The sequence below is a fragment of the Pseudoleptotrichia goodfellowii genome (assembly GCF_007990505.1).
Classification (GTDB): Bacteria; Fusobacteriota; Fusobacteriia; order Fusobacteriales; family Leptotrichiaceae; genus Pseudoleptotrichia; species Pseudoleptotrichia goodfellowii.
On the sequence record NZ_AP019822.1, the window covers coordinates 1,679,321 to 1,706,320 of the forward strand.

30 protein-coding genes are annotated in these 27,000 nt (G+C 32.6%); 4 read left to right on the top strand and 26 right to left on the bottom strand.

Annotated elements, in window-relative coordinates:
• Window positions 1-80: 80 nt before the first annotated feature.
• Window positions 81-431, bottom strand: a complete 351-nt coding sequence (locus FVE72_RS08215) for a winged helix-turn-helix transcriptional regulator (protein ID WP_146966535.1) — start codon at window positions 429-431, stop codon at window positions 81-83.
• A 163-nt stretch (window positions 432-594) separates the two neighbouring features.
• Here FVE72_RS08215 and FVE72_RS08220 point away from each other — a divergent pair, with 163 nt between their 5' ends.
• The gene (locus FVE72_RS08220; protein WP_026737964.1) at window positions 595-1,224 is read left to right on the top strand and encodes an NAD(P)-dependent oxidoreductase; all 630 of its coding nucleotides are present in this window, start codon (window positions 595-597) and stop codon (window positions 1,222-1,224) included.
• A gap of 226 nt (window positions 1,225-1,450) precedes the next feature.
• Here FVE72_RS08220 and FVE72_RS08225 read toward each other — a convergent pair whose 3' ends face one another.
• The 12 genes from FVE72_RS08225 to FVE72_RS08280 form a co-directional block, all read right to left on the bottom strand.
• Window positions 1,451-2,665 carry a phosphopentomutase gene (locus tag FVE72_RS08225; protein WP_026737965.1) on the bottom strand — a complete coding sequence of 405 codons (1,215 nt, stop codon included), beginning with the start codon at window positions 2,663-2,665 and terminating at the stop codon, window positions 1,451-1,453.
• A 21-nt stretch (window positions 2,666-2,686) separates the two neighbouring features.
• On the bottom strand, window positions 2,687-3,850 hold the full coding sequence (locus FVE72_RS08230; protein ID WP_026737966.1) for a YhfX family PLP-dependent enzyme: 1,164 nt from the start codon (window positions 3,848-3,850) through the stop codon (window positions 2,687-2,689).
• A 6-nt stretch (window positions 3,851-3,856) separates the two neighbouring features.
• Window positions 3,857-4,960: an aminotransferase class V-fold PLP-dependent enzyme gene (locus tag FVE72_RS08235; RefSeq protein ID WP_026737967.1), complete on the bottom strand. Its 1,104-nt coding sequence runs from the start codon at window positions 4,958-4,960 to the stop codon at window positions 3,857-3,859.
• 19 nt (window positions 4,961-4,979) lie between these two features.
• On the bottom strand, window positions 4,980-6,215 hold the full coding sequence (locus tag FVE72_RS08240; protein ID WP_026737968.1) for a serine hydrolase: 1,236 nt from the start codon (window positions 6,213-6,215) through the stop codon (window positions 4,980-4,982).
• 14 nt (window positions 6,216-6,229) lie between these two features.
• Entirely contained in the window at window positions 6,230-7,105 is an 876-nt protein-coding gene (locus FVE72_RS08245) for a phosphotriesterase family protein (RefSeq protein WP_026737969.1), read from the bottom strand.
• An 18-nt stretch (window positions 7,106-7,123) separates the two neighbouring features.
• On the bottom strand, window positions 7,124-8,461 hold the full coding sequence (locus FVE72_RS08250) for a YhfT family protein (RefSeq protein ID WP_026737970.1): 1,338 nt from the start codon (window positions 8,459-8,461) through the stop codon (window positions 7,124-7,126).
• A 31-nt stretch (window positions 8,462-8,492) separates the two neighbouring features.
• Window positions 8,493-8,843: a DUF2620 domain-containing protein gene (locus tag FVE72_RS08255; RefSeq protein ID WP_197734914.1), complete on the bottom strand. Its 351-nt coding sequence runs from the start codon at window positions 8,841-8,843 to the stop codon at window positions 8,493-8,495.
• Window positions 8,844-8,858: 15 nt separating this feature from the next.
• Window positions 8,859-9,221 carry a PRD domain-containing protein gene (locus tag FVE72_RS08260; protein WP_026737972.1) on the bottom strand — a complete coding sequence of 121 codons (363 nt, stop codon included), beginning with the start codon at window positions 9,219-9,221 and terminating at the stop codon, window positions 8,859-8,861.
• Window positions 9,222-9,319: 98 nt separating this feature from the next.
• The gene (gene yhfZ / locus FVE72_RS08265; RefSeq protein ID WP_051411773.1) at window positions 9,320-10,237 is read right to left on the bottom strand and encodes a GntR family transcriptional regulator YhfZ; all 918 of its coding nucleotides are present in this window, start codon (window positions 10,235-10,237) and stop codon (window positions 9,320-9,322) included.
• Between the two features lie 203 nt (window positions 10,238-10,440).
• The gene (locus FVE72_RS08270; protein WP_026737974.1) at window positions 10,441-10,899 is read right to left on the bottom strand and encodes a YhcH/YjgK/YiaL family protein; all 459 of its coding nucleotides are present in this window, start codon (window positions 10,897-10,899) and stop codon (window positions 10,441-10,443) included.
• A complete protein-coding gene (locus tag FVE72_RS08275; RefSeq protein ID WP_026737975.1) occupies window positions 10,896-12,512 on the bottom strand; it encodes a PTS transporter subunit EIIC in 1,617 nt (538 codons plus the stop codon). The genes FVE72_RS08270 and FVE72_RS08275 overlap by 4 nt, the downstream gene beginning before the upstream one ends.
• A gap of 166 nt (window positions 12,513-12,678) precedes the next feature.
• Window positions 12,679-13,374: an N-acetylmannosamine-6-phosphate 2-epimerase gene (locus FVE72_RS08280; RefSeq protein ID WP_026737976.1), complete on the bottom strand. Its 696-nt coding sequence runs from the start codon at window positions 13,372-13,374 to the stop codon at window positions 12,679-12,681.
• A 197-nt stretch (window positions 13,375-13,571) separates the two neighbouring features.
• On the opposite strand from FVE72_RS08280, the gene FVE72_RS08285 reads away from it, so the two are divergent.
• The 3 genes from FVE72_RS08285 (at window position 13,572) to FVE72_RS08295 (ending at window position 16,809) form a co-directional block, all read left to right on the top strand.
• A complete protein-coding gene (locus FVE72_RS08285) occupies window positions 13,572-14,822 on the top strand; it encodes a dicarboxylate/amino acid:cation symporter (RefSeq protein WP_036056171.1) in 1,251 nt (416 codons plus the stop codon).
• A 61-nt stretch (window positions 14,823-14,883) separates the two neighbouring features.
• Window positions 14,884-15,834 (top strand): S66 peptidase family protein, encoded by a 951-nt coding sequence (locus FVE72_RS08290; protein ID WP_026737978.1) that lies wholly within the window; start codon window positions 14,884-14,886, stop codon window positions 15,832-15,834.
• Between the two features lie 15 nt (window positions 15,835-15,849).
• The gene (locus tag FVE72_RS08295) at window positions 15,850-16,809 is read left to right on the top strand and encodes a dipeptidase (RefSeq protein ID WP_026737979.1); all 960 of its coding nucleotides are present in this window, start codon (window positions 15,850-15,852) and stop codon (window positions 16,807-16,809) included.
• A 159-nt stretch (window positions 16,810-16,968) separates the two neighbouring features.
• Here FVE72_RS08295 and FVE72_RS08300 read toward each other — a convergent pair whose 3' ends face one another.
• The 13 genes from FVE72_RS08300 to FVE72_RS08360 all read right to left on the bottom strand — a co-directional run bounded on the left by FVE72_RS08300 (window position 16,969) and on the right by FVE72_RS08360 (window position 26,997).
• On the bottom strand, window positions 16,969-17,322 hold the full coding sequence (locus tag FVE72_RS08300) for a hypothetical protein (RefSeq protein ID WP_026737980.1): 354 nt from the start codon (window positions 17,320-17,322) through the stop codon (window positions 16,969-16,971).
• A 28-nt stretch (window positions 17,323-17,350) separates the two neighbouring features.
• Window positions 17,351-18,001, bottom strand: coding sequence for a hypothetical protein (locus tag FVE72_RS08305; protein WP_026737981.1), 651 nt, complete (start codon window positions 17,999-18,001; stop codon window positions 17,351-17,353).
• Between the two features lie 15 nt (window positions 18,002-18,016).
• The gene (locus FVE72_RS08310) at window positions 18,017-18,433 is read right to left on the bottom strand and encodes a hypothetical protein (protein WP_026737982.1); all 417 of its coding nucleotides are present in this window, start codon (window positions 18,431-18,433) and stop codon (window positions 18,017-18,019) included.
• Between the two features lie 203 nt (window positions 18,434-18,636).
• The gene (locus FVE72_RS08315) at window positions 18,637-19,464 is read right to left on the bottom strand and encodes a MurR/RpiR family transcriptional regulator (RefSeq protein WP_006808121.1); all 828 of its coding nucleotides are present in this window, start codon (window positions 19,462-19,464) and stop codon (window positions 18,637-18,639) included.
• A 3-nt stretch (window positions 19,465-19,467) separates the two neighbouring features.
• The gene (locus FVE72_RS08320) at window positions 19,468-20,571 is read right to left on the bottom strand and encodes an ABC transporter ATP-binding protein (protein ID WP_026737836.1); all 1,104 of its coding nucleotides are present in this window, start codon (window positions 20,569-20,571) and stop codon (window positions 19,468-19,470) included.
• A gap of 170 nt (window positions 20,572-20,741) precedes the next feature.
• The gene (locus FVE72_RS08325; RefSeq protein ID WP_026737984.1) at window positions 20,742-21,656 is read right to left on the bottom strand and encodes a dihydrodipicolinate synthase family protein; all 915 of its coding nucleotides are present in this window, start codon (window positions 21,654-21,656) and stop codon (window positions 20,742-20,744) included.
• A 21-nt stretch (window positions 21,657-21,677) separates the two neighbouring features.
• On the bottom strand, window positions 21,678-22,592 hold the full coding sequence (locus FVE72_RS08330; RefSeq protein ID WP_081724201.1) for an ROK family protein: 915 nt from the start codon (window positions 22,590-22,592) through the stop codon (window positions 21,678-21,680).
• Window positions 22,586-22,885, bottom strand: coding sequence for a hypothetical protein (locus FVE72_RS08335; RefSeq protein ID WP_006808155.1), 300 nt, complete (start codon window positions 22,883-22,885; stop codon window positions 22,586-22,588). The genes FVE72_RS08330 and FVE72_RS08335 overlap by 7 nt, the downstream gene beginning before the upstream one ends.
• A gap of 44 nt (window positions 22,886-22,929) precedes the next feature.
• Window positions 22,930-23,766, bottom strand: a complete 837-nt coding sequence (locus FVE72_RS08340; RefSeq protein ID WP_026737986.1) for a carbohydrate ABC transporter permease — start codon at window positions 23,764-23,766, stop codon at window positions 22,930-22,932.
• A gap of 8 nt (window positions 23,767-23,774) precedes the next feature.
• Window positions 23,775-24,677 carry a carbohydrate ABC transporter permease gene (locus FVE72_RS08345; RefSeq protein WP_006808146.1) on the bottom strand — a complete coding sequence of 301 codons (903 nt, stop codon included), beginning with the start codon at window positions 24,675-24,677 and terminating at the stop codon, window positions 23,775-23,777.
• A gap of 125 nt (window positions 24,678-24,802) precedes the next feature.
• A complete protein-coding gene (locus FVE72_RS08350) occupies window positions 24,803-26,131 on the bottom strand; it encodes an ABC transporter substrate-binding protein (protein WP_081724202.1) in 1,329 nt (442 codons plus the stop codon).
• Between the two features lie 197 nt (window positions 26,132-26,328).
• Window positions 26,329-26,637 (bottom strand): PTS sugar transporter subunit IIB, encoded by a 309-nt coding sequence (locus tag FVE72_RS08355; RefSeq protein WP_026737989.1) that lies wholly within the window; start codon window positions 26,635-26,637, stop codon window positions 26,329-26,331.
• Window positions 26,638-26,775: 138 nt separating this feature from the next.
• Window positions 26,776-26,997, bottom strand: a complete 222-nt coding sequence (locus FVE72_RS08360; protein ID WP_006808148.1) for a zinc ribbon domain-containing protein — start codon at window positions 26,995-26,997, stop codon at window positions 26,776-26,778.
• Between the last annotated feature and the right edge of the window lie 3 nt (window positions 26,998-27,000).

Consider the following 27,000-nt stretch of genomic DNA (forward strand, 5'->3'; position numbering starts at 1 on the left):
TTTGCTTAAAAAATTTGTAGTTATTAATTAGTCTCTGTAATTTTTTTAAACTTTTTGGAAATTTTAAGGGCTTATGAAAATTATTTTTCATCGCCCTTTTTTATTATAATTTTTTCAGTGTATTCTTTTCCCCATTTTCTCATTTCTCCCAAAATAATATATAGACTTTTTCCTGTATCCGTTAACATATATTCTACTTTTGGAGGAATTTCGGGATAAACTTTTCTCATTATTAATCTGTCCTCTTCCATTTCTCTCAGATTATATGTTAAAACTTTATGGGAAATATTATTCAAAGATTTTTTCAGTTCCCCAAATCTTTTTATTCCTTCAAATAATTCCTTTATAATCAGCACTTTCCATTTATTTGAAATTAACGTTAAAGTGGTTTCCACATAACAATTCGGTAATTTATTTTTATTCAATTTCATTACTATCCTTCCTTTCTTTTTTATTATACTATATTTTTCAGATTATAAACAATTATATTTATCAGTATCAATTTGGTAACTATAGAACAAAAAAGTGCTTACTTTACATCTAAAGTTCCATAATATATAATTTATCTATATAACTAAAGAAAAAGAGATTATTATGAAAATAGCAATTATAGGAGCAAACGGAAAAGTAGGAAAACAAATCGTAAAAGAGGCTCTTAACAAAAAGCACGATGTAACAGTGATAGTTCGGAATGAAAATCAAAGCGAGGCAAACAAAATAATTCAAAAAGATTTATTCGACCTGAAAATGTCCGATTTATCAAATTTTGATGCTGTAATCAATGCTGCCGCATTTTGGACACCTGAAACATTATCCGATTATACAAAGTCATTGAAATATTTAAGCGACATATTATCAGGAAAGAACATCTACTTACTGATTGTTGGAGGAACAGGAAGTTTATTTGTTGATAAAGAACATAAAGTTCAGTTATATCAAACTTCTGATTATCCTGAAAAATATAGACCTCTAGCAGCTGCTAAATCAGAAAGTTTTAACGAACTTCTTAAAAGAAATGATATTTTATGGACTTATGTCTGTCCTCCCAAAAATTTTGACGAAAAAGGGAAAAGAACAGGAAAATATTTATTGAGGGGAGACGAATTTACTTTAAATGATAAAGGAGAAAGTTATATAAGTTATGCGGATTTTGCAGTCGCTCTGATTGATGAAGCTGAAAAAAGAGAGCATAACAGACAAAAGATTTCTATTTTAGGAATCTAAACGTAAATTACAAACTAAAAGGAACTTTCAAAACAGATATTATTTCTATTTTTAAAGAAAGTTCCTTTGTTTCTATTATTCAGTTTTAATTTAGCAGAACAGAACTTATTGAATTTCTGAATTTTCATAATACATTTCTTTCCATTATTTACTATATTTTCATTTAATCTATTGACATATAAGCTCTATATTTTATTATGATGTTATTTTCCCGATAGACTTGTATTTATTCAAGAATACCCAAAAAGCTCTTCCCGTTTTCAGGCATTTCGACTTTAAAGTAATCCGCGACCGTTGCTCCGATATCGGACATTGTCTCTCTATGACCTATATTTATTCCTTCCAATCTTTTTTTATAAATCAGTATCGGTACATTTTCTCTTGTATGTTGCGAATGCCCTATTGTCGGGTCATTTCCATGATCGGCAGTAATTACAAGTATGTCCTTTTCATTCAGTTTTTCGATGATTTTACCGATATATTTATCACTTATTTGTAGTATCTGTGCATATCTTTCAGCATTTTCAGCATGTCCTGCAAGGTCCGTTTCCTGAATATTCACAGCTATAAAGCCTTTTTTCATCTTATCTATTTCAGAAAGAGTAATATCAAATATTTTTGAAGTGTCTACAAGATTTATGAAACTTTTTCCCTGTTCGTTAAAAACAATATCCGCTACTTTTCCTACCAGTACTACAGGTATTCCTGCTTTTCCCAGTATTGTCGGAACCTGAGTTTCAGGATCTATTCCATATCCTAAATGTCTTACCATATATCCTTTTTCATAAACTTTAGATTTAGGAGCATTTATTCCTATATATTTCCCTTCTTTTTCTTCGGCAGCAGCCTTTATACTTTCTATTGTAGCCTCTGTTCCTCCGAACACTATTACTCTTTCGACTTCTACTATTTTTCTTACGATTTGAGCTATTTTCAGTTCTTCTTCAAAAGAAATCTTCTGAAAAGTAGTTGTTACATTGTACACCTGTCCAAGATCGGTTTCCAGATTATCTCCTACAGCTACACAATCATTTACCCATAAATACTTAACTTCTTTACCCACCTTTTCGACTTTGTATCCTTCTTTTGTCAACTCGTCAAAAACCCTGTCAATATAATAACTGAAGGGGGCTATGAGCGGTTTTACAGGCCGTGTTCCCATTATTTCCTGATGTCCCAAAAATGTATCTCCTCCGTGATGCATAAGTTTTGCTCTTCCGAACACTGCCTTGGGATTCATTTTCATTTTGCCATAATCTTCGCCCAAAGCATTCATCAAGCCTAATCTTTCAAGATTTTCAAGTTTCAAATCGGAAACCTTGTCTATTATATGTTTACAAGTATTTGCTCCGTAATCTCTCGGTCTCACTTCCAAAACATCGTCCATATAGCCTACTCCGTAACTGTCCAGTACAATAACTATAAATCTTCCCTGCTCCATTTTTTCTACCTCTGTTCTATTTTAATCTTTTATCTGTTCTCCCAATGACGTGTATTTCCCTACTATTTCAGGCTTTCCTTTCTGAATTCCTTCAACTAAAACAACCGTCGATCTTGTTACAAACATTTGAGCTCTGAAACAACTCAAAACAGTATCGCCTATATTTCCTTCTTTTTTCATTTCCATATAGTAATCAATATTTTCAGGTTCCATTTTATTTACTTTGGTTTCATAACATGCGTTACAATCAGTTCCTACCAAAGCCTTTCTTATATTTGAACGACGATAATGCCCGCCACCGTAAAAATACCCTTTTTCTCTAAAATTATGAGAAATTTCGGAAACGTATACATATGCCGGTATTTCTTCTATGTCTTTATCTCCTGCTATTGGTATCGTTCCCGTCAATGAATGTCCCGGCTCTCCGTGAGTACCTCCTAATTGGGATATTAATTTAATGTTTTCTATAGAAGTTACCGAAGGCATATTAATTTGAGCAATTTCTTTACCGAATTTTTCATTAAAAATTTTCTTTACTTCCATTATTGTTTTTGCATTTTCAGTAGGTTTTATACTTAAAGTTTCTTTATCGTATAAAAAACACGGAAAAGAAGTCAATCCGTTTATATTTGCACCTTTTAAATTCATTATTTTCTCAATTTTTTTTTCTATATCCTTACTTTCAAATCCTGCTTCCTGCCCGGGATATATTTTAGAATTGCTGTCAGTAACTTTCAGCATAATATCTTGAATCTTTCCCGACTTTAAAGCTACTTCGGATATTTCTTTCGCTTTGTCATAAGAATACACCGTTATAATCTCGGGACTACTTTTAACAACTTTTTCAATCATATTTTTCGGTATTTGTACCAAATGTCCGACATTTCCTATTTTCAAATTATGATTTATAAACAGTTCGGCTTCTTTAAAATCAACTACTACTGCTCCCGAGTAGCCTATTTCTTCAAGTTTTTTTGCTAAATAGGGATTTCTCCCTATCTGCTTTGTCATATAATACAGTTTTATATTATGCTTCTCAGCTTCTTTAAGTATCTTTTTTGCATTATCCGAAAATGTATCTACATCGATTATATAACTGTCAGGCATAACATATCCCTTTTGATGAAACTGAAATGCTGTATTTATAAGCTTTTCATTTCTTCTTTTTAATGTATCCAAAAACAAGTTGTATCACTCCTTTGTTACCTTTTCGTATGCTTTTTCCAATATTCTTATTATCGTTTCGGCTCCGCTTCTGTTGGGATTTATTCTTATCATTCTTTCTTTCAAAGTCGGATCTGTTTTTAAAAATGTTCCCGAAACTTTGTAAAATAAAGGAGGAATTTCATATTTTGATTCAGCCCCTACAGGATTCGGTAAAGCCCCTAATGTTTGAGCTGCTTCTATTATTTTTTCAGCTACATTTTCCTCAAATTCTACCAACAATACTTTCGATTGGGCATTTGCCAAAAATGCTTCTTTTATGTACGGATATTTTTTCTTGTTGTTCAGTCTTTCTACCGATTTTTCATTCTCCTGTGCCTGTATTGCCAAACTCACAGGGGCATAGACAAGTCCTCTTAATACTTCCATTGCTTCGTATCCCTGAACTTGTCCTCCGCCGGAATAATTAAGTTTTTTCACTTTTTCAACAAATTCTTTTTTACCGACTAAGCAGCCTATTCCTACAGGACCGAGCAATTTAAATACCGAAAATGCGGACATTTCTGCTCCAACTTCACACCCTATTTTATCCACTTTCATAGCGGCATAATTATCATCTGTCAATATTACTATATCTTTTCTTATTTCCTTAATTTTTTTTATTACTTCTGCCAAATCATAACTGTCGTCAGGCTTTTGTCTTGTATGTTGCAAAAGACAGAATTTCAGTTCTTCATCTTTCAAAACTTCGGAAATTTTACTCAAATCGTTAAAATCATATTTTATAATTTTCAGATTCATACTTTTCAGATTTACTTCAGTAGTCGGGTAAACAGGGGCATCATGTACCAAAATTTTCTCATTTGGCACGATTCCTGCCAAAATTCCCCATCTTATTGCCTGAGTTCCTGCTCCTCTTGTGAACATACAATCTTCAGCATTGAAGAACTCGGCTATAATTTTTTCGACTTTTTCAGTTTTCAGCGGTCTGTTTGTTCCTTTTTTTACTCCCAAATCTCCTAATTCCAGAAACTCTTCTCCTGACATATTTCGCGTGATAATATCCACAAGTCTGAATTGCTTTTCCTGTGCTTCACTAATCGAAATTGATTTTAAAGGGTATGTTTTCATTTTATTTCTCCGTTTATTTCTAATTTTCTTTAAAGGTTTCGCCTACTATATTCATTATTTCTCTTGCATAAGACCATGTAGATTTATATTTTGTGTCCTTATCTACACCATAATTTTGTTTATTTGTCAGTATTATTATCTGCATTTTATTTTTCATATCATAAACAATATGAGTTCCTGTAAAGCCCGTATGTCCTACAAAATATTCATCGGAAAACCTTCCCATATAACCGCTTTCTCCTCCTCCTCTGTTTATTTCCCAACCATATCCATGTCCAAAAGAACTTTGAACACTTGTAAACATATCTATAACTTCCTTCGAATAAATTCTTTTACCTTTATAAATACCACCATTTAGCAATACTTCTCCCAAAATATATAAATCTTTCACATTAGAAAATAAACCTGCGTGTCCTGCAACCCCTTTATTGGCATAAAAGGAATTTCCATCATTTACTTCGCCTACTAAAGTATACATTCTCCAATTTTTGAATTCTTCAAATCTTTCATTTACTTTATAACCGAAATTATCATCTTTTATCATTCTTTCTTCAAAAGGATTTCCGTTTGATGTTGCAGCTATATTTTTTGTTATTCCTTTTTTCTTAGGATTAAATTTTGTATTTTTCATTCCTAAAGGCAAATAAATATTTTTTTCAAGGTAATCATCTAACTTTTGTCCTGTTACTTTTTCAACTATAAACCCCAGTATTATAAACGAAAAATCACTGTATTTTCTTTCAGTTCCTGTTTTATATTCAAGTTTCATATTTTTTATATATTCCAATGTTTCTTTAGGATTTTTCGAATGATAGTAAATAGGCTGCCAAGGTGTCAATCCTGATGTATGAGTTAACAAATCTTTTATTTTTATATTTTCTTTTCCGTTTTTTTCAAAACCTTTAACATACTTGCTTACCTTATCTTCTACATTTATTTTCTTTTCAGAACATAATTTCATAATGGCCTGTGTTGTTCCCATTACTTTTGTTAGTGAAGCTAAATCAAAGATTGTATTTTCATTCATTAATAAAGGTTTTTCCATTTTCTTATCTCTATCAAATAATTGTGCATAACCAAAAGCTTTCAAATAAACGATTTTTCCATTTTTGGAAACTAATACTACCGATCCCGGTATAGTTTCATTTTCCATATATTTTTTTGTAACTTCATCTATTTTATTTAAATTTTCAATGTTTTCAGAAAAAACATTAAAACTCAACATAAACAAAATGATTAATAATATTTTTCTCATAACACTTACCCGCCTTATTTAAAAAATCTTTCAGGATTACTTTTCAGCATTTTTTCAATCGAATCGTCTTTTATTCCTGCTTCTTTCAACTTCGGAATAAAAACATCAAAAATATAATTATATCCTATTCCTCCGTTGTATTTCATATTGGATTTTCTCGTAATATCAAGGGATAAAAACACTCTGTCAATCAAATCCCTTTTTTCTATTTCTTTCAGCATTTCTACACGTATATCATCAGCTAAATAGTTATTCTTTCCTATTGTGTCAAATTCCACATACACTCCGTTATACAGCATTTCCAGAATATATTCTACATTTCCTGTCAAATCCACATGTCCTATTACAATTTTATTCAAATCGACTTTATATTCTTTAAAGAGCTTTACCTGTTCGTGACCCATTGTTCCTAAGGATGTATGAGTGGTAATAGGAACTCCTGTTTCCAAATGAGCAATTATCGCAGCTTTAAAAACTTTCAATTCAGTTTCCGTTATTATTTCTTTGCTTGACCCGATCTCTCCTATTATTCCCGCTTTTTTCCCCGTACTGTTTATACCTTCGAGAATATCTTTTTTCATTATTTCTGAAAGTTCTTTTTCATTTTTTTCGTAAACAAACTCGGGGTAAAAAGGCTCTTTATAAAATCCCGTTGCACAGATGACATTTATACCCGACTTTTCGGAAACTTCCTGTATGTAACTTATATCTCTTCCTATTCCTATATTTGTTACTTCGACTACATTCCGAACACCGTTTTTGTAAAGTTCCTTAAATTCCTCTATTGTTTCATTCTTACAGTCTAGTCTGCAATCATCCAACTTTTTTATTCCCGATAAATCTATAAAAATATGTTCGTGCATCAAAGTATATCCATTTTTTAATGACATTTTTTCTCTCCGTTTCTTTTATTTTGCTGCAACAGGTATTACATATAAATGAAGCAGATACAATATATTCAGTATTATTCCGAACAGAATAGTAGCCACAGGTCCTACTGCCATATCTACCAAAGGTTTTTTAGAAGTTTTATTTAAAAGATAAAATCCGCTCACAAATAAAAATCCTAATCCGTTTGATCCCGCCATTTCATTTGCTGCAATCATTCCTCCTACAAGCAGCGAAACTTCAAGGACCTTTGTCATAGCTGTTCTTATCTGATCTCCACACGCCTTAACTCCTGGAAATCTGTCAAGACTTTTTGCTATTAATTCCAGTAATAATATTTCCACAGCCAGAATAGCCGCTCCTAAAACAAAAGAGATAATCGGATTTTTAACAAAAATTCCCACTACAAATACCAGAGTCATTCCTGCAGGTCCGTATACTCCTGTCGTAATTGCAGTAGTAGCTACCAAAGGAACAAATCCTATACTTCTTGCAAGGGCAACCAGTCCTGCTTCAAAGTTTTTGGCATCTCCGCCTGCGGTATCTTTCAAAGTTGATGCCAACAGTTTTAAAGATATAGGATCCCCTGCAACAACTCTCAAACTGCATGCAGCAGCTATCAATCCTCCCATTATTGAAAGGGGAATTATATTTTTCTTTACTCTTGCAACCCTTGCAGAAAATATTCCTACAAGCATTTCATTGGAATTGGTTTTTTCTGTTTCTTTATCAAATATAGCAAAAATAAGCATTATAACAACACTCACAAGTAAAGCCATTCCGTCCGGATTCAAAGTAATGCTTATTTTTTCCGCAACGGGTATTTTACCGAACACAGCTATGATCTGTCTTACAAGTAAAGTAGCTATCAATGTAAATGCACCTTTTTTCGTTCCGTACTGGTATCCCACAACAAGTGCAGGAAACACTGCAAATCCCACAATTATAGGTGCTCCTACCTTAGCAAGACTCGGCAAAAAATCAATCGGCATCTTTTGGAATATATTTATGACTATTTCAAGTCCGTATACCAGTCCTACTCCGTATAAAGCTCCTATTATTCCTGAGAGTGCCAATCCTACATTGTTTCTAGGAGTTGAAGTTCCTATTATGTCCGTTCCGAGTAATATACTATGTATCAGTATAATAGTCGATCCTATAGAAAAAGGTATACCGAATCCTATTACAAGTCCGAATGACAATGCGAAACTTGTTGCCGCCAGAGCTTTTCTGTCCATTCTTCCTTCTAAAAATTCAGGCACCATAGGTCTTAATCCGTCATTAAATACTGCTACTCCCAAATTTGCCAATATCGACGCAAATCCGCTTAATAACGCACTAATCAAAAATTTCTCCATTGCTGTTCCTCCTTTATCTTAAAATATTCTGTTATTTTATATATTCTGCAACTATTCTTATAACCTGTTCTGCAGCCTGCGGTGTAAATCCGAAAGCGATTTTTCCCGAATTTACTTCTTCTTTTATTTTTTCCTCATCTAAAATATTTCCGGGCATAGCCAAAGTTGCACATTTATCCGCTCCTATTATTGCGATTGCCATTGCCAAAGCACCTCCGCCTCCGGTATTACATGCACCGAAATAATAATCAGCATTTCCGACTTTTACATCCATTGCGGCATCAATATCACTTTTTACAGTTATTTCCGACTCGGGTATATATTTTTTCAGCAAATTGTTTACATTTTCTTTATCTATCTGTCCGCCTACAACTATTTTCATAATACTCCTTTCTGTTTATTTATTCTCTTCCAATAACAATAAATTTACCAAAATGTATTTTTTCTCTTCTTCAGGTAATTTTTCAATAAAAATATTTTTTTCAATATCTTCATATATTTTTTCTATTTTATCCAGTTTATCCGAAACCAGAACTTCTTCAAACACTGTTTTATCGATATTATTTACATTTTCATTCTGCTTTATCCTTTTTAGAGCCATTGATAAATGTGTTACAAACATTGCTCCGTTTTCTTCAGTTAAAGTAATTTTCCATTTTTTATCCAGATGCTCTATTAAAGAAATCACTTTATTATAGATTTCCTCATCTATCACCTCGGAATTTTTAAGTATATCCAATCTGAACTTTAATTTTTCCATCTATCGAACTCCTGATTTTCTTCATTTTACAATATTCATTTTTTTGAAAATTTAAACAAAAAATTATAATTTACATTATAATTTTTTGAAGCCGATTATTAATATGTCGGCAATATCTGATTTGTAAGAACTTTTTGCTGTATTTCTCTTATATAATCTACATCTATAATTTTTCTTGACAATTTTCTCAAATTATCATTTCTTCTGCTGATTACCAGCACAGCTTCATTAGCTTTTTTGAGAATTCTGCTTTCAGGCAGTTCTTCGTATTCCATTTTGATACTTTTTTCTTCGATTTCATCATAATTCCAAATGATTCCGTCTACAATTTTATTTTCAAGCAATTTTAATGTTTCATTATAATCAATTTCCACAAATTCATAATTTGAATCTCCAAGAAATTCTTTAGTTAAAAACTCCTGATCTTCAGAATTTCTATCTACTCCGATTTTAACTATCTTTTTTACTCCCGGTGCTTTTAAAAGTACATGTTTTGAAACATAACTATTTGCCCCGAATTCAAATACCGATTCGATATCTCCGTTTCTTTCTCTTTCTATTTCATAAGCAAGTCTTGAAACAACTGCAAAGTCATATATACCTTTCCTTAAAAGACTCAATCTCACTCCCGAGCCGCTCATATAAGCAAAATAATAATTCAGATTATAATTCTGGAAATTATTTTTTATACCTGTTGCAAGACCTTCGTATCTTTTGGAATAAGGTAACGGCATTACTCCCACTAAAAATCCTAAATCACTTTTTTCCAAAAGTATTTCATTGTTGATTTCTTTGACAAATGAACCTAATACCCCTCTTTTATCAAGCTTAATTGCTCCTTCATTCTGTAAAAGAACAAAAGCCCTTTGAATTAACCCTACCGAAATTCCGTATTTTTCAGAATATTCTGTCACAGGAGCAATTCTTTCTCCCACTTTTAAGAACAATAGTTCTCTCGCCACAAACAATACTGAACGGTTTTTTTTGTTCAATTTTTTTTCTTCGCTATTATTCATATTTTCCCACCTTTTTAAGATATTTTTTATACAAATTTTCAAAAAAATGAAAATTTGTATTCAATATAATTATACCTTAAAAACGGAAAAAGTCAAGAGATTTAATGCAAAAATTACACTCTTTTTTAAATGAAAAATTAAGCATCAGTGCTTTAAATCTCTTGAAAAATATATTTTTTTATTTTGAAATAACATTTTTGAAACTAAACTGTATTCACATCTATTTTATAAACTATCTTTTTTACAGGAATACTTTCTTCCGATTTTATTCCCGGCATATGTCCGTCTTCAGGATAAAGAATGAGAACATCTCCGTCTTCTAATAATACTCTGAATAATTCAGGACCTTCATGTCCTATGAAATCTTTTTCTTCATCAACTTTAGTCTTTTTCAGATTACGTATATTATTGAAAGCTATGTATTCTCTTCCTTTAATCATAATCTGAACATCAATATATTTCAGATGACTTTCCCACGAACATTCATTTTCGGGTTTTGTATTATAATTTCCGACATTCACTTTAATATCCGTTCCGGGAACATCATAACTTCCGGATTCATATTCTTCAAAATTATTTTCTTTTGTAAATTCTATACATTTCTGTATTTTTTCCGAAAGACTTTTATTTTGCAACTCATCATTCAGATTAGTAAAAATCATATTTTATATTTCTCCCTTATTTTGTTTTTATATGTTTCTGCCTGAGTTCCGTAAACTATCTGCACACCTTTTCCTGATCTTATAACTCCTTTAGCCTGTAATTCTTTCCATTTTACATCATCAGAAACTGTTGAAGGATCTTTTACAGTTACTCTTAATCTTGTTATACATGCATCAATATTTTCAATATTGTCTATTCCTCCTAAGGACTCTACTATTTCATCAATAAATTCTTTTTTTCCTTTAGATTCGTTATAATCTTTTCTTGTATAAAGTTTATTTTCCGAATCTCCTCTACCCGGAGTAGGAATGTTAAATTTCAATATCAATGTTTTGAATATGAAATAATAAGCTACTGCATACACAGGTCCTAATATAAGTATCCAGTAATACGAAGTTTTTGCAGGTCCCTGTAACAATCCGAAGAATGTAAAGTCTATTATTCCTCTTGAGAAAGTAATTCCTACTGCTACGTTTAATACATACATTAACATATATGCAAGTCCTTCAAGTATTGCATGAATTACATACAATGCAGGTGCTACGAACAAGAACGTAAATTCAATAGGCTCTGTTATTCCTGTAAGGAATGAAGTCAATGCTGCCGATATCAATATTCCTTTTACTGCCGCTTTATTTTTGTCGTCTGCAGTTCTGTACATTGCAAGTGCTGCCGCAGGTAATCCGAACATCATAGGAAGGAATCCTCCTGTCATTGTTTTTGTAGCTGCTGCACTGAAATGTTTTACTGACGGATCAGCCAATTGTGCAAAGAATATATTTTGCCCTCCTGCAACCATTTTTCCAGCAACTTCCTGATAACCTCCAAGTTGAGTATACCAGAACAAAGGATAAATTGCATGGTGTAAACCGAATACATTTAATATTCTCATTGTAAATCCGTAGAAGAATGTTCCGACTGCTCCTGTTTTCGCGAATATTTCTCCGGCTTTTACAATTCCCATGAAAACTGTAGGCCATATAAACGGAAATATTACTGCAACCGGTATAAATAAAATTATTGTCATTACAGGAACAAATCTGTTCCCACTGAAAAATGCCAAATAATCAGGCAACACTTTATCAGAAAATTTATTTGTTATCGCTGATGCCACTATACCGCATATTATCCCTCCGAATACTCCTGTCTGTAATGTGAATATTCCAAGTTCTTTAGCATACAATGCCGCAGTTCCTCTCGCAGCTGCTTCGCTTAATCCTTTTCCGATCAAAGCATCATAAGTTACCGAATCAGGCGTTATCCCCTGAAAGCTTAACACTGTTCCTATCACTGTGTGAAATAACAGGAATCCTAAAACTGCCGATAAAGCCGCAGTTTCTTTATTTTTATTTGCAAGTCCTATTGCCACCCCTACCGCAAACAGCAAAGGTAAATTTGCAAACACGAACAATCCTGTATTGGAAAACAGTTGCATTAAGTAATTTAAAGGTGTTCCTTCACTTAAAAACGTCAAATTATACGTTTTAATTAATACAGGATTTGTAAATGAACCTCCTACTCCTAAAAGTATTCCTGCCATAGGTAATACTGCTATAGGAAGCATAAATGCTCTACCTATTTTTTGTAATGTTGAAAAAAAACTGTTTTTCATGTGCTATCAGACTGATTCACGAGGGCTCATTGCCACCCTCATACTCCCGCTACCGGCGTTCTAAGCGACTGCGTCGACTCCGAAAATGCGGGAATAGAAAATGTAACTTTTCTATTTTACCAGTCTTTTTCACTCCTTTCTTTTTTAGTATTTTTATTTTGTTTTTTTAGTTTTCTACTGCTTTAACAAATCTTTGGGCTATTTCAAGAGGTCTTGTTATTGCTCCTCCCACTACTACCGCATGAGCTCCCAATTCAAGCATTTTTTTCGCCTGTTGCGGTTCGTGTATTTTCCCTTCAGCGATTACAGGTATATCCAACTTTTTTGACAATTTTTCCACGAGTTTGAAATCAGGCCCGTCAGTTTTTTCGCTGTAAGGTGTGTATCCGCTGAGAGTCGTTCCTACCATATCTACTCCTGCTTTTTCGGCATTTACTCCTTCTTCAAATGTGGAAATATCTGCCATCAATATTATATCAGGATATTTCTCTTTTATTTCTTTTATAAAACCGTTTACAGTTTTCCCGTCACCTCTTTCTCTCATTGTACAGTCAAGAGCAATTATATCCGCTCCCGCTTTTACCAAAGTATCGATTTCTTTCATTGTAACAGTTATATATTGGGAAAATCCTTCATATTCTTTCTTTATCAATCCTATAACAGGTAAATCTACCGTTTTTTTTATTTCTTTCACATCTCTTTCCCCGTTTGTCCTTATTCCGGCTGCTCCCGCCCTTTTTGCAGCGACAGCCATAAGAGGCATCATTGTATCATTTTCAATATACAACGGTTCTCCCGGCAATGCCTGACATGATACTATCAGTTTGCCTTTTAATTTTTCAATTATTTCTTTTTTATTCATTTTGTATCACACTGCACCTTTCATTAAGTTCTCATATATATTTTACCCCTATTTTTCTAATTTGTAAATAGTAAAACGAAAAAAAATTTCATTTTTTTGACTATTTTTAAAATTTTTTTTATATTTATTCCGATATTGTTATTTTTCAAAATCATGTTATACTTTAGTAAATAAATATTATACAAGGAGATATTCATATGGAAAAATCTGAAATTAACAAAAAATCATTTTGGAAAAACTACTCTTTCCCTATTTTATTATTGACAGGGATTGCGATAGGAAGTATTATCGGAATTATTCTCGGAGAGAAAGCTACTGTTTTAAAGCCTTTCGGAGATATTTTCATTAATCTTATGTTTACTGCTGTTGTTCCTCTGGTTTTTATAACTATCTCAAGTGCAGTCGGAAGTATGATAAATATGAAAAGACTTGGAATGATACTGGGATATATGCTTTTAACATTTGTCGTCACAGGAGCTATAGCTTCTATAATAATTATTATTGCAGTTAAAATATTCCCACCTGCAGCAGGAGTAAATATTTCCATTCCGACTCCTGAAGCTGTCAAGCCTGTAAGTCTGGGAGAACAATTTGTAAAAGCGGTTACCGTTTCGGATTTCCCTCAATTACTTTCAAAATCAAACATGCTTCCTCTTATAATTTTTTCGGTATTATTCGGAACTTGTGTGAGTCTTGTAGATGATGAAAAAAAATCCATAGCTGCAGGACTTGAAAAATTTTCCAAAGTTATGATGAAACTTATTGAATTAATTATGTATTATGCCCCTATCGGTCTCGGAGCTTACTTCGCAGCACTGATAGGAGAATTCGGTCCTCAGCTTCTCGGCTCATACGCAAAAGCTATGATTATCTACTATCCTATATGTATATTTTATTTCTTTGCAGCATTTTCAGTTTATTCTTTTTATGCAGGAGGGAAAAACGGAGTCAAAGTCTTTTTCGGTAATATTTTAAATCCATCCATTACATCTTTGGCTACACAAAGTTCTATCGCCACTCTTCCTGTCAATTTGGAAGCTGCTAAAAATATGGGTGTACCTAAAGATATAAGAGAAATCATCTTACCAATCGGAGCTACTATGCATATGGACGGAACATGTCTTTCTTCCATACTCAAAATTTCTTTCCTATTCGGTATTTTTGGAAAAGATTTTTCAGGAATAGGTACTTATTTAATAGCTATCGTCGTTTCGGTCTTAGGCGGCGTAGTAATGTCAGGTGTTCCCGGTGGAGGGCTTATAGGCGAAATGCTCATCATCAATTTATTCGGCTTTCCTATGGAAGCATTTCCTATCATTGCAACTATAGGATTTTTAGTGGATCCGCCTGCTACATGGTTAAATTCCACAGGAGATACTGTCGCTTCCATGGTCGTTACAAGAATGATCGAAGGAAAAAACTGGATTTTCGGCAAAAAAATTGATTGATATTTCTATTGATTATATAGTACAATTATTTATATACTGAAATAAAAGGAGAAAAATAAAAATGAATTTCCCGAAACCCTTAAAAAAAGGAGACAATGTATTTTTACTTTGTCCTTCTTCACCTGTAATTGCAGAAGAAGATATAAAAAAATGTTCTGAAATTATTGAAAATATGGGATACAATGCTGTAATCGGAAAAAGCCTTTACGAAAATTACGGCGGATATATGGCAGGAAGTGCAAAAATTCGTGTAGACGATTTACACGAAGCATTTTCAAGAGAAGATATTAAAGGCATATTTTGTGTAAAGGGCGGCTATTCTGCTTCACAGCTTTTGGATAAACTCGACTACAATCTTATCGCAAACAATCCTAAAGTATTTGCAGGTTACAGTGATATTACTAACTTGCATATTGTCTTTAACCAAAAATGTAATTTGGGAACTTATCACGGTCCTATGGTAAAATCGAATATGTTTAACGACTTTAACGAATATACCGAAAAATCTTTTTTTGAAGCCATTGAATGCAGCGAATGGAAATACAAAGAACCGGAAAATAAAAGCCTTTCTCTGCTGAATGCCAAAAATATAAACGACAGCGTTTCCCATATAAAAGGCATCCTCACAGGGGGAAATTTGGCTATTATTGCGGCTTCTTTAGGTACTCCTTATGAGATAGATACCAAAGATAAAATTCTCTTTTTGGAAGATGTAGATGAAAAAATCGGCTCTCTCGACAGAATGCTCACTCATTTAAAATATTCAGGAAAGCTTGATGACTGTAACGGAATTATTCTCGGCAATTTTGCAGATTGTAAAAACACTTATGAAACTATCAATAATCAGATTTACGAACTGGATGAGTTGCTGAAAGACTTTTTCGGTAATTATGACAAACCCGTCATTTACGGAATGGAATCGGGACACGCAAAGCCTTATATGGCTACATTGCCGTTAGGAGCAGAATGTAAAATAAATATTAAAACGAAAGAAATAACTTTTACAAAATAGAAAAGGAGTAAAACTATGTTTTTTGATATGCACGCAGATGTGTGGACTGACAACCTTTGGGAATATGAAAAAGGTAAAAATGATGTCATAAGAAGAAAATACAAAGATAAATTTATAAAAGGAGGGCTTTTTGGAGGAATTTTCGTAATTTATATGGATGCTTTCAATACTCCCGATGTTGAAGAAGTGTTTTTCAGAAGTTTGAGAGCAATGAGTGAAGAACTTTATCATTCAAGGGATTTAGTTCATGTTATAAAGGATTATGAAGATTTTGAAAAAGCTGAAAAACAAAATAAATTCGGTGTTATTTTAGGAATAGAGGGACTTCCCGGAATAGGTTCAAACCTTGATTATCTCTATCTTTTAGAGAGAACGGGAGTTCGACATATCGGTATGACCTGGAACGAAGAAAACGCTTTCGCTACAGGACAAAGAGGCGATGTGAACAGAGGACTTACCGATTTGGGAATAAAAGCTGTAGAGATTATCGAAAATTTAGGAATACTACTTGATGTTTCCCATGCCAACGACAAGACTTTTTGGGATATAGCAAAATACTCGAAAAAGCCTTTTTTCGCTTCTCATTCCAATGCCAGAAGTTTATGCCCTTCAATGAGAAATCTGACAGATGAGCAAATACTCTGTATCGGAGAAAGAAACGGAATGATCGGAATGAACAGTTATCACGGTTTTGTCAGTAAAAACGAAAAAGAAAAGAATCTTGATATGCTTTTAAATCATATGGAATATATTGCTGAAAAAATCGGGCTTGACAAAGTAGGATTCGGCTTTGATTTTGCTGAATATTACAGTACACCTGAAGATGAGGACGAAGGACTTCAAGGAGTTCATGATGTAACTGAAATCGGCAATGTAAAAAAAGCCCTTGAAAAAAGAGGCTATTCTAAAGAAGAAATTGAAAATATAGCTTACAAAAACTTTGTTTCTTTTTTTGAAAGAGTGAGAGGGAAATAGCATGAAAAGGCTATTTCCTTTTTTTGAAAAAACTTCCGACTTAAATTTCTCTTTGCTTAGAAAACAAAGGGAAAGAGAAATTTGAGTATGAGAATCTATTAATAATCATCAAAATTCAAATCTAAAAAATATATTAATTTTATAAACTAAGGTGAAACATTAATACAAAATCGGATACAAGTTAAAAAGTAATTCTATAATTATAGAAACGATAAGACATATTTTTTTCAAAACTAAAAACTTCTTTTTTCCAAAATAACTTATAATTTTTGTTATGTAAAAAAGTACAAGCCCGGAAAGAGATAAAAGCATTTGTAGATCATTTTTATCCACTCCTCTGGAAATAATGTCATAAAAAATTATCCATACATATATTACATAGAGTAAAAACAAAATAATTATTGCTGACATAACTATATCTAAATAATACACTGTTCTTATTTTTCTATATTTCCATTTTATAAACTGCCATATAACATTTATAAAAAATAGAACTAATAATTTTTCTTTCATATATCCCCCTATTTTCTCTGACTCTAATTTATAATTTATTATACTTTCCCGGCATCGGTCCATACACTAATTTATAAAGTATATTTTTCGAGTATTCATCTAAAATTATACTTTTATCATCTTCCTGAAATTTATCAATCACATAAATACTTTCACTATTTTTTGAATTTTTTATTATTTCTTTATTCTGAAAATTTTTCAATTTTGAAAAATCGTATTTTCTATGAAACTGACCCGAATAGATAACTTTTTTATCAGCACTATTTAACTTTTCCAAATCAAAACCTGTATTTGCCAATAATTCTTTCAAAACTTCATCTACATTTTTTAATTCGCAAATAACAAAAGTATTTTTCTTGTTTATCCCCGAAGAAAAAGTATCACTGATATAATTACACAAAAATCTGAATATCGTTACAGTTTCATCAAAATTTATTATTAAATCATAGGAGTTTAAAAAATTTTTTCTTACAGATATAAATTTTATATCATCATAATAAATTTCTTTAGTCATAAATAATCCGTTTACAGTTATTTTTACTTTTCCAAAATTAATTTGTGTTCTGTTTTTAAGAAAAAGTGTAAAAATAAATCTGTATATCAAATACACTATATTTCCAGGAACTATTCCGAAAATATCCGCTCTGTTAAAATCAAATTTTGAATATTCTATTTTCACTTTTCTCCCCTATTTTTATAATAATTGTAAAATTCTGAATACTATTATATCAACAATTGTCGAAATTATAAAGAAATATTTTCTTACATTTTTATCCTTGCTGAAAGAGGTAAATACAACTTTTACTATATAAAACAGTGCCGTTATTATTGATTCTAATGCTGAAAAAAGATAATCTTTATCAGATATTCCGTTTTCTTTTATACTGCCTCCGATATATAAATTCCAAAACTCAAAAAAATAAAATATCAATATTATTCCTATGAGAATCGATATTATATTATCTATTGTAATTATTACTTTTCCTTTAAATTCAGTTTTTCTAAGTCTATCCAGTTTAAAGCATTCCCATAAGAAGAAAGAAACTGATAAAATTAAAATAATAAGTCCGTAATCTGTCATCTGTTTCTTCGCACCCCTTTCAAAAATCATCTATTAATTCCTGTACTGTTTCACAATAAATCACGATTATCCTGTTAAATCTCAACATTATTGTATTTTAAAAGCTCCTCTATAATTAATTGAGGAGCCTAATCTCTATCATAAATATCTCCTACAACTACTATACATACTTCTATCAATTGATAAATGCCTATTTTTGTATTTCATTTCAGTAATATTTATTTCGATTCAGTTTATTTATTTTTGGACAACACCGCCTGTGCAGTGTTATGTTTCATTTTCAAAGCCTCTTCCTTATTTTTCAAAGCATAACCTGTACAAAGTATATCTGCAACATATAACTGAGATATTTTTGCAATAAGCGAACCTCCATCAAGCAATGTTTCTCTCCCTGCAGTCAGCAAAACATAATCTGCCAGTTGTGCCACAGGAGATAAAATATGATTGGTAATTGCTATTATTTTAGCTTTGTTCTTTTTTGCTATTTCAAGTGATTCAACAATGTCGTTTGTCGAGCCTGATAAACTCACTGCTATTATTACATCTTTATTAGTCGTTATTGCAGCGTTCATTATCTGAAAATGGCTATCCGTGTAAGCTATTCCCGCTTTTCCGAATCTTAAAAACTTATTCTGAAGCTCTCTCGCTACAATTCCCGAAGCTCCCACTCCGTAAAGGAAAAGCCTTTCAGCTTTCCCGATAGCAGCAATGGATTTATCCAGATGTTTTCTGTCTATTAATGATTTTGTATTTGTTATTGCACTGTTTATATTAGCCTGAATATTGTCTATATAATCTTCATATCCTGTCTCTATTATAGGAAAATCTTCTTTGGCTATGTGCAGCTTTAAATCCTGAAAGCCGTTAAAACCTATTTTTTTTACAAATCTTACTATTGTAGCTTCTCCGACTTTTATCTGTTTGGCAATTTCCTGCAATGACTGATAGCTGATTTGTCCTTTTTTCTCAAAGATATAATCTGCTATCTTTTTCTCCTGTTTACTCAGAGAAGGATAAAACGATTCTATAATATTAATATATTTCATCTGTATCCCTTTCATTGTTTATAAACTTATATTTTCCTCTGTTTCTGCATCAAATATATGAGCTTTATTCGTATCAAATCTGAATACTCTTTTTCCTTTCTTCGATACTGAATCTCCTACATGCTCTATGTTTATTCTGCATGTCATCTGATGTCCGTTTAATGTAAAGTATATATACTCTTCATTTCCCATTTGTTCTACTACGCTTATTTCCCCTGTCTTTGATATCGAATCTTCATGTTCGGCTACACTTATATTTTCAGGTCTTATTCCGAATGTTACTTTCTTTCCTGTATGTCCTTTTACTTTTTCTCCTTTTTCATGAGATAGCTCTATTTCCGCTCCGTCTATATCTATATATACTTTCCCCTCTTTTTCTTTTAATACTCCGTCTACTAAGTTCATCGTAGGTGACCCTATAAATCCTGCCACAAACTTGTTCGCAGGATAATGATACAAGTTTAACGGTGTATCTACCTGCATTATTCTTCCCGCTCTCATTACTGTTATTCTGTCTCCCATTGTCATTGCTTCTACCTGATCATGGGTTACATATATCATCGTTGTTTTTAGCTCCTGATGTAATTGTGTTATTCTTACACGCATCGATACTCTCAACTTCGCATCAAGGTTTGATAACGGTTCATCAAACAGAAATACTTCAGGTTTTCTTACTATCGCTCTTCCTAACGCTACCCTTTGTCTTTGTCCTCCTGACATTTCCTTAGGTTTTCTATCCAGTAATTCTGTTATCTCAAGTTTTTCTGCCGCTTCTCTTACTCTTCTATCTATTTCATCTTTCGGCGTTTTCTTTAATTTAAGTCCGAAAGCCATATTCTGATACACTGTCATATGAGGATACAAAGCATAGTTCTGGAACACCATTGCTATTCCTCTGTCTTTCGGAGGAACATCATTTACAAGTTTATCTCCTATATATATTTCTCCTCCTGTTATTTCTTCAAGTCCTGCTATCATTCTCAGTGTTGTGGATTTAGCACATCCTGAAGGTCCGACAAATACCATAAATTCTCCGTCTTTTATCTCCAAATCAATTCCATGAACTGCTTTAAATCCGTTAGGATATTGTTTTTCCACTTTTTTTAATACTACTCCCGACATCTCTTGTCCTCCTTATTTTTGCTTTTAAGTTCTGCAATATAATATCTTATTTGTTATTAGTATACTTCGAAAATTATTTTTGTCAATAGAGCCTTTGTTATAAGTCATTTTTTCCTTATATATTCTGTATCAGAAACTTTCATATCTTATTATTTGAATACGATTTCGCTCTATTTTACTTCTTCAACTAATTTCAATATTTTTTCATTTAATTCTTTTAAAAACTCTTTTTTCTTATCATCAGTTATAGGCAACAAAGGCAATCTCGGAACTCCTGTTTTTACTCCTCTCAAATCCAGAATATATTTACATGCACCGTAAAGCGAGCCTACAGAAAGTAATCCTTTTATTATTTCGTTTACTTTATCTTGTAATTCCCTTGCTTTTTCGACTTCCTGTTTTTTCATATATTCATCAAGTTTCATAAACAGTTCAGGCATCACTCCGTATGTTCCTCCTATTCCTGCATCAGCTCCTATAGCTCTTCCCGCCACAAACTGTTCGTCAGGACCGTTGAATACAAGAAAATCTTTTCCTCCTACAGCTTTAAACTGCTGCAATTCAAATGTACTTTCCGAAGAACATTTTATTCCTATTACTTTTTCCTGTTTTGCCATTTCTTCAAACAGACACATCGGAAGGTTAAATCCTGTTGTTTGAGGAATATGATAAATTATAAACGGTAAAGATGTACTGTCTATCATTGCCTGCCAGTGGACTTTTACCGATTCAGGCGACAATCTGTAATATACTGCCGGTATGGAAGATACAGCATCTGCTCCCATTTTTTCTGCATGTTGTGCAAGCCTTACACTTTCAGCAGTGGAATTCGCTCCTACATGAACAATAATAGTAAGTTCTCCTTTAACTTCTTCCATTACAGCTTCCACTACCTGTTTTCTTTCTTCTTCACTTTGAAGAACTCCTTCTCCTGAACTTCCTCCTACGTAAAGTCCTTTGACTTTTTTATCGGCGTAATATCTTGCCAATTTTTTTACTCTCTCTTTATCCACATTTCCGTTATCATCGTATGCCGAGTACATCGCCATAAAAATCCCTTTAAATTTTTCCAAATCTCTTTTCATTTCTTTTCCTTTCTGATTATATTATTTAATTTTATTACGTTTACTTAAAAAGTGATACAATGCACCGAGCATCCCTGCCTGATTTCCCTGTTTTGCCAATCTTATTTCAGTTTTTCTGAATGTATCGCTTATCATATTATCATTTACTTTTTTGTTTATTTTCTCTTCCAAATATTCTTTTTGAGCGGTTATTCCCCCGCCTATTACTACTATTTCGGGATTTAAGAGATAAATTATATTTCTTATTCCCACAGAAAGATTGCTTATCATTTCATCTATAGCATCAATACAGATTTTATCTCCCTGTTTTGCCAGTTCAAATATACTTAAACCGTTGATTTTACCTTCTATTCCTTCTTTTTCTTTTTTCTCTTCACAAACTTTCTGCACAAGATATTTTGAAGACGCTATATCCTGAATATATTTACCGTTCACATCCATATACCCTATTTCTCCCGCAGTATAGCCGACGCCGTTTAAAAGTTTGCCATCAAGAATTATTGAACCTCCTATTCCCGTGCCTATCGTAAGACACACCATAGATTTGGAGCCTTTTCCCGCTCCTTTCCAGTATTCTCCCAATCCCGCACAGTTTACATCATTTTCCACTTCGCACGGCAAAGAAAACTCTTTTTCCAACTCTTCTTTTATTTTAGTTCCTGTATATTTGGGAATTGTAGGTCCCGCATAAGCGATTTCACCTTTATCAGTATCCACTACTCCTGCAGATGATACACAAATCCCTTCTATTTTATACATGCTGTACTGTTCAAGAATATCTTTTATTACTTTTTTTATATCTGCAAGTATATAGTTTTCTTTTGAAGTAACTCTCGTATTAATCATGCCGTTTACAAGCTGTTCTCCTGTTTCGGACAACACTCCGTATTTTATCGACGTTCCTCCTATATCTATACATATGTAATACATCAGCATTTCACATCCGTTCTCTTTTGCAGCTTTCTCACAATAAAAATTATAAAATTATAAGTTACACTTGCTGCAACTGTAGGAATATAATTAAAATACAAAGCATAGCCCGGATTTTTCATATTCAGCTTCAACCCTATGAAAAGCAATATTACACTCACTGCATTAACTATAAGAGGAGGAATATATAATTTATTAAAAACTCTGTTTAATAAAGCAGTTACTACGATTGATCCGATTATAAAAAGTATACCGTAATAAAACCATCCTATTATCATTATTCTAAAATTTTCAATCATTTTTATCCTCTTTCAAGCCCTAATTTATAACAATTCCGATATTTTTATCCTTTTACTGCTCCCATTGTTACTCCTTGTGTAAAGTAATTTTGGAACATCAAGAATACTATAATCATAGGCAACGAAGCCAGTAATGCTCCTGCCATCAAAAGACCGTAATTCAAAGAAAATTCCGCACTTTGAGCCATCGCTGCTACTCCTAAAGGCAATGTTTTCATCATTTCACTGTTTGTAAATATCAACTGGGAAAAGTAGTCATTCCAACTCGCAATAAATGTAAATATTGCCAATGCCCCTATTCCCGGTTTTATAATCGGTAATACAATATTAATAAACGTTTTCAATTCTCCGCAACCGTCTATTCTTGCTGACTCCAACAATTCGTTAGGAACAGAATGAGAAAACTGTTTCATCAGAAATACTCCGAAAGGCCAACCCACTGCAGGAAGTACCAATGCTTTATAAGAATCTATCCAGCCCAACTCTGTTACAAATTTCAATAAAGGTATGAGTATTACCTGTTTAGGCAATGCCATTGCGGCTACAAAAACTATAAATATAAGTCCTGCTCCGGGAAACTGTTTTTTAGCCAGAGCGTATCCTGCAAGAGATGCTGTTATACAAACAAGTATAGTTGTTGAAAGTGATACAAATACCGAATTGAAAAACCATCTCGTTGTCAACGGTATCAGAAGTTTATCAAAATTTTCCAATGTCGGTTTTAACGGAAACCATTCAGGCGGTATACTTATTGCCACTTCCTGTACTTTAAAAGCCCCTGTTGCTATCCAGTAAAAAGGAAATATAAAAAATATTGTAAGTATTATTAATATTATCATTGAGATAATCGAGAATATCGATTTTTTTTCTTTATTTTTCATTTTTCCTCCTAATCTATATCTTTCGATAAAAACTTAAATTGCAATACCGAAATTATTCCTATTATGACTGCCAGAATTATCCCCATTGCCGATGATACTCCGAAACGACCTTCTACTATTGCCGTCTGATACACGAGATACATTACCGTAGAAGTACTGTAATTCGGTCCTCCGTGTGTCAGCAACTGTATCAGAGCAAATATCTGAAAACTGTTTATAGTCGTAACAACCACTATATATAAAGTTGTCGGCATTACCAATGGCCATGTTATATTTCTGAATGTCTGCCATTCATTTGCACCGTCTATTCTTGCGGCTTCTGTCAAATCCTTCGGAACATTACCCAAGGCAGCTACATATAATATTATCGGTTGTCCGACACTTGTAGTTATAAGTATTGCTATAATTGCAAATATAGCTGTTTTCGGATCTCCCAGCCAGTCTACAGGCTTTGATATTAAATGTGCTTTTTGAAAAACATAATTTAATATACCGTATTTTGGATGATATATCCAGTTCCATACAACAGTTATTGAAACTACCGATGAAATCGCAGGAATATAGAAAACTCCCCTAAAAAAAGATCTCACAGTTGCATTTTTTTCATATATCACATAAGCTACAAATATAGAAAATACAACTACTACAGGCAACGCCACAAAGGTTATAAACACTGTATTTGTTGCCGATTTTAAAAATATATCGTTTTTCAGCAAATCTGCATAATGCTTCAATCCGACAAAAGTTGTATTTCGCCCTCTAAATCTGTACAAAGACAGATGTATCCCCTTTATCATGGGATATAAAACAAAACTCAGAAAAAATACAAGTACAGGCAATATAAATAAATATGCACTGTAATCGACTTTTTTCCAATTCCATTTGTATTTTCCCGCAATACTGTTATCCATTATTTCTCCCAGTTCTTTCTATAATCTAAGTAATTATTTAAAAATCCCGCATTTCGCAGCCAACGAAATCGTAAAGACCACAATCAGCGGGAATTTTTAAATTTGAAAGATATTTTTATTATATATTATTTTGCATCGGATATTGTTTTATTTGCATCTTCTGCAAATTTATCCAATCCTGCTTTAGGAGCAGTCTGTCCGTTTAATATTGCCTGAACCATATTGAACCAAAGCGGTCTCATTTGAGCATACCCGTCTATTGTATTGTAATAAGGTCCGTAGAATCCTACCAATGATTCCAAATATTTTATTTCAGAATCATCGCCGTATATTCCTGTTTTTCCTGAAGGCGAAAAGTTATTTGTAGCTTTCAAACTTCTTTCTCCCCATACAGGATCATTTACGATGAAATCAACAAATTTTTGAGCAGCTGCTACTTTTGCAGGATCTCCATTATCAAATACCGCAGCCCCTGCCAATAAAAACTCAAATTTTGCCTGTCCTGATTCATTAGGGAATGGAAGAAATATAGGTTCAAGATCTCCTTTTGCTATTGCTTCCTTATCCTGTCCTTTTAATCCCGGTGAATAAAGTATAGTAGCTACCGCTTTTCCGCTTCTGAATGCTTCCAATGCATCTTTTGCTTCAGCTGAAACACCTTTTCCCAATAATCCTTCATCATATGCTTTTTTTATCCATGTCAATGATTTTACACCGTTTTCATCATTTATTGTATATTTTGTTACCCCTTCGTCTGTTATCCAGCTATTATAAAGGTTTGATACAAATGCTCTCGGTCCCTGATCTCCCGCTTGGCTTTTTGTATAGAACAATACAGGGTCAACAGAAGAATCTTTAGCTTTTACAGCTTTTAAGAATTTTTCAAATTCTTCAACAGTCCAGTTTCTTCCAGGTTTATTTAAAGGTAATAAATCAGTAACTCCCAATTTATCAGTAAGCTTTTTATTTACTGCCATTACAAATGGAGCTGTTCCTAAAGGATACAAATACAATTTATTTTCAAAACTGCTCGCATCGGCTATAACTTTGGAATATTTGGAAACATCAGCTTTTTCAAAAGGTGCCAAGTATCCTTTTTTTGCCCAGTCAATAATTCTTCCCGGAGCGTCAATTACTACATCAGGATTTGATTTTGCCTGAATTGCTGTTTCTATTTTTGCAGGTCCATCTGTAAAGTCGATTTTTTGATATTCCACTTTGATATTGGGATTTTTTTCTTCAAATGCTTTAATCAAAGCAGCATCATACTCTTCAGGAGTTTTAAACTCACCGTCTGAAGTAAAGTTTGGAAACGACCAGTATTTTATTGTTACTTTTTGATTCGGATCCAATTTTTTTTCATCGGCACTTTCCTTTTTACCTCCTCCGCATGCTGTTAAAACAAAAGCAAATAATACTCCAATTAAAATTTTCTTCATAAAATTTTTGTTCATTATATTACCTCCATATTTCTATTTTTTACTTTTTATATTTTCTTATACAATATATTGTACCTCATTTTTTCAATTTGTAAATAGGAAAAGTAAAAAATTTTTTATTTATTTTTTTATTTTTAAAATTTTTTTTCATTTCTTGTTTCAAAAAAACTCAATCACTTTGATACAAAGTAATTGAGCCGTTATAACATATGTTAATCTTCAAGTAATTTTAAAGCTGATTCCAATACCTTCACTCCGTTCATCATTCCGTAATCCGCCATATTAATAGTATCTATTTTTTTTCCGTGTTCATCAGCTATTTTTTTCAATTCAGGCAAAGCATACTTAACTTGAGGCCCTAACAAAACTACGTCTGCTTTCGGCACTTCATCGTGTGCTTTATCAAGAGGTTCTGCCCATATTTCTGCTTCTATATTTTTATCTTTTGCTGCATCTTTCATTTTATTTACAAGTAAACTTGTAGACATCCCTGCTGAACAGCATAATAATATCTTTTTCATAAATTTCACCCTTTCATAGTTTAAAATTCTTTTAGTATTATTTATTATATCATATTTATTTAGGATTTTATATATTTATATTTAACCTTATCAAATGCTTAATTTCAAAATTTTTCAACTTTTTAGTATATTTTCATTTTACTCCCCATCCTTAGGAACACTATACGCCTGACTGCAGACAGGACATTGCAGATATTCATGTTTACCGCTTACAGGAATAACAGGAATAAAAAACAATGTAAACCAGTGTCTATACTGCATAAACCTCCACTCTGAAACATTATGACACCTTGAACATTCGTACGTTCCCACAACTCCCATATCCTTTGTAATTGTTTTTGTTCCGAATACTATAAACATTCT